The 3,834-nt window shown below is 35.9% G+C and carries 3 protein-coding genes; 1 reads left to right on the forward strand and 2 read right to left on the reverse strand.

The window, feature by feature from the left end; all coding sequences use genetic code 11:
* Positions 1-95 precede the first annotated feature (95 nt).
* On the forward strand, positions 96-1,133 hold the full coding sequence (locus NPX99_RS08345) for a tyrosine-type recombinase/integrase (protein WP_269031377.1): 1,038 nt from the start codon (positions 96-98) through the stop codon (positions 1,131-1,133).
* Between the two features lie 487 nt (positions 1,134-1,620).
* Here the strand turns inward: NPX99_RS08345 and NPX99_RS08350 are convergent, their stop codons facing one another.
* Both NPX99_RS08350 and NPX99_RS08355 read right to left on the reverse strand, forming a co-directional pair.
* Positions 1,621-2,115: a hypothetical protein gene (locus NPX99_RS08350; protein ID WP_269031378.1), complete on the reverse strand. Its 495-nt coding sequence runs from the start codon at positions 2,113-2,115 to the stop codon at positions 1,621-1,623.
* A gap of 135 nt (positions 2,116-2,250) precedes the next feature.
* Entirely contained in the window at positions 2,251-3,435 is a 1,185-nt protein-coding gene (locus tag NPX99_RS08355; protein WP_269031379.1) for an alpha/beta hydrolase, read from the reverse strand.
* Between the last annotated feature and the right edge of the window lie 399 nt (positions 3,436-3,834).

Raw genomic sequence — 3,834 nt, forward strand, 5'->3', positions numbered from 1 at the left:
TCCAATACCAACAGCAGCCGCGCATCCAGACAAATTATTCGATTTGTCAAAGAATGAATACTACGAAGACGCACTCTCTAAGATGTGAAATGGCCATGCCAAAACCACGCCCCCCTTACCTTGTCAAAGAAATCACACGCCATGGTAAAATCATATGGTATGTGCGCATTGGTCGTGGGCGACGTATTAGAGTGAACGGTACCTATGGAACGCAAGAGTTTGTTGACAACTACAAAAGTGCACTTGCCGAATTACAAGGCATTATCCCCCCTAAATCCAAAACAGGTAAACTTGTTGAAGGTTCATTTGCATGGCTGCTTAAACAGTATTTTAACAGCTCCAGTTGGCATAATCTTGCTAAAGCTACAAAGAAACAAAAAGAACTCATCCTTATGAAGGTATGTGATACCATAGGAAACATTCCGTACCAAGCAATCGAAAAAAAACATATTATAGCCGGTGTTGAACGGCGTAAAGAAACACCAGCAATGGCTAGGAATTTTCTAAAAGCACTTAATGGTCTTTTTAATTGGGCGATTGATCAAGGTTTTTTAGAAAACAACCCAACAGCAGGAATAAGAAGACCAGCTTTGAACAACAAAGATGGATTTGCTGTTTGGACAGAAGAAGATGTTGAAAAATATTATCACCATTGGTCACATGGTACACATGAACGCGTCTGGATTGATGTTCTTCTTTACACGGGTTTGCGTCGTGGTGACGCTGTTCGTATTGGTTGGAAAGATGTCAAAGATAATATCATTCATCTCAAGACAGAGAAAAGTAAATTCCAAACAGATGTTTTTCTACCCATTTTGCCTGAATTAGCAGAAACCCTTAAAATTGGTCCTATTGGAGAAGAAACATTCATCTGTAGTAAACTTAATCAAAAATTCATCAAAGAAAGCTTTGGTAATGCATTTCGGGATGCATGTAATGCGGCGGGAATCAAAAAATCAGCGCATGGCTTAAGAAAATTAGCAGCAACACGCGCCGCTAATTCCGGTGCAACAGTTTCACAATTGAAAGCAATTTTTGGATGGACAGAAGATCAAATGGCTTCTCTTTATACCAAGAGCGCAGACCGTAAAAGACTAGCTATTGAAGCGATAAAAAAGCTCCAAAAAAGTTAGGGGTGGAAACGAAGAAAACATAATAGAATCAATAACCACCAAACCCCTTACATTATACATAAGTCTTTTATTTTATTTACTCTCTGTTTGCTCTCATCGCCCACCATACGCTTTTAGACTTCACGTAACTTACTGATTCTCTATATGTTTTTTTAAGTGAGGGATGCATAAATAAAAGTGAGGGAATAGAATTTCGAATCATGCCTCTACAACGGGGCATTTTTTTTGCTTTCCCTTTTTCTAATTCCTGCTAAAAATTCTTTGAATGTTTCTAAATCCTGTTTGTGAAACACTATTCAGCGTTCTTACAAACATGTCGACGATTTCGCGACTCAACTGATTAGAAGGTTTGATCGTAAAACTATCTCGACAAGCGGCAGCTTCTTTTTTCTTAAAATAGCTATAGCTCTTGAAACACTCTGTTTTCTATAAAGTTAAAAATATTTTTACAAACATGCTTTGCTGAAAAAATATTTTATCTTTCATTTTAATATTCTTTTTCAAAGAGATGTGGGCTTTCAATAATAAGCTTTTCTCGCGCTTTTTGTAACTGTTTAATCACTTCATCAATTTTTGACGGAGAGTAACAAGATTCTTGGCTATCTAATAAATGTTGCCTTTCCATTCCCTCATAAAAACATTGCATCTGAGACTGAAGTATTCTTATCTCTTGAAAGAAAAGGCGTCCCGTTTCTTTAAAATTATTATTAAGTGAAAACAGTTTATCAGAAATTGATAACAAAATTTGTTTTAAGAATTGCTCATTTTCTTGGCGTTTACGGTATTCTAAAACAAGAGCATAGCTTATTTCATCCAGCTGTTTTTTTGTAGAATCAATTTGACGCAATAAATTTGCTTTTTCCCCCATATTAACTTCTCTCGCTCTCCAAAGCATAGTATGAATATCTAATAATTTAACTGCAGAATGAGATAAATAATCAACTAATGTAGGTGTATCGACAGAGCGTTTTCGTGCAACCATCATGAACTCACTAATGACTGTTTACATTCATTCCGCTATTTATTTGTATTTTACAAAGCCATTCTAAAGAAAGTGCTAAAAAATATTATTTGCTATTCATTTATATTTGAAAGAAAAAGTTCAATTTTCTTACATTTAATGTCGCGCTGTAGAAGTTAAAAAACGTACAGGCGTATAAAGAATAAGATGAGTTGTTTTTTCCAACACAGTACTACTATCAGCAAGAAGCGCCTGACTAGGTGATAATTCTGTGCCCTGCATGATTGTTGATGCCAACGAACCTTCTCGAGAAAGAGCCATCAACGTTGGTGAAGATGCAAAAACATTATGTGCTCCACCATCAACATTAGAGAAATCAAGGATAGCTATTCCATTTTTACGTAACATTTCAATGTCTGAACCATCTCCCACACGATGGTGTCCTCCCGTAAGACGTCCCGAAACAGCAAGCGCTTTATCCGCACGAGAGACCAAAATGGCTGTAGGTTGAGGTAATTTTTTAATATCATTAAGTTGACGTTCAAACACATCAACATCAATATCCGGTGCTGCCATCAAGAAACTTGTAATACGGTGAATTGGTTTATAGTTCCCCTGTAATGCTAAAGTTCTAAATGATTCCATTATAACAAAATTGCCCATAGAATGTGCAATAACCGAAATCTGATCAGCATTGGTTTCACTGATGATTTTCAAAAGCTCTATCAGTCCATCACGTGCAAAATTAGCGCTATCACGGTCATAAATATAAAGAGGAACTGAACCAGCAGATGGCCAAGAATAGTGTACAGAAACAACATCCAAAGAGTAATCATATGTAAATTGTGCTGTACGGAATACACCATCAGCAAAGTTGTTATTATAGCCATGAATAAAAAGGAAAATTTCTCTTTTTCCTTTTGGCTTTTTTGCTAAAGCAGCATTTAACTGCTGCTTAAACTGTTCTTTGTTATCGTATTTTTGTAACGCCACTGCTGCAAAATACTTATCATGAGTAGGTTTATAAGCATTTATTTCAACAAAACCCTTTACATGTTGTTGAGGTATTCCTATATCAATGCGGTTATAATGCACTTTATTTGATCGCTCTGCTCCATAAGGCTGAGAATAATTGTTTTGCATCATACGACTCGTTGCAACATACACTGGAACAACAGTTTTGGGAAGAACTGGTCTATCTTCAACTTCTCTTTGTACTGCAATCATAGACGGTGTTGCGTGAATCCCATGCCAAAGCACAGCACGTGATGCACTACATGCCGTTAATAAAGAAAGACAAATGAAGAATATCAAATACTTTAAAAACACCGTAATTCTCACGACAATACCAACCAGTCCTAACAAAAAGAGCAACATTTCAAATTTACAGGTAAAACAAAAATTCTACCGACCTGAAATGCACAAGCATTACTCGGAAGGCACTAAACAAATAATACACAAAGAAAAGCCCCGCTACAACGTATAAAACAGCATTCTTAGAATATAACACAACTCACAAAAGAAATCAAATGGTGCGGTCGAGAGGTACCATTTTATAATATTTTTATAATATTTTTCAATAACTTAATAAAAATATCAAATAACAAAACCACCTTTTTAACCACCTGATATATAGAACCTATAATGTTATCAGATAGCATCATCATCTATATATTGCAATGACGAATCATGCCTCTACAACAGGGGTATTTTTTTGAAAAAACTTTGTGCCTTTAACTC

This window comes from Bartonella sp. 220B (genome assembly GCF_026930205.1).
GTDB lineage: Bacteria > Pseudomonadota > Alphaproteobacteria > Rhizobiales > Rhizobiaceae > Bartonella.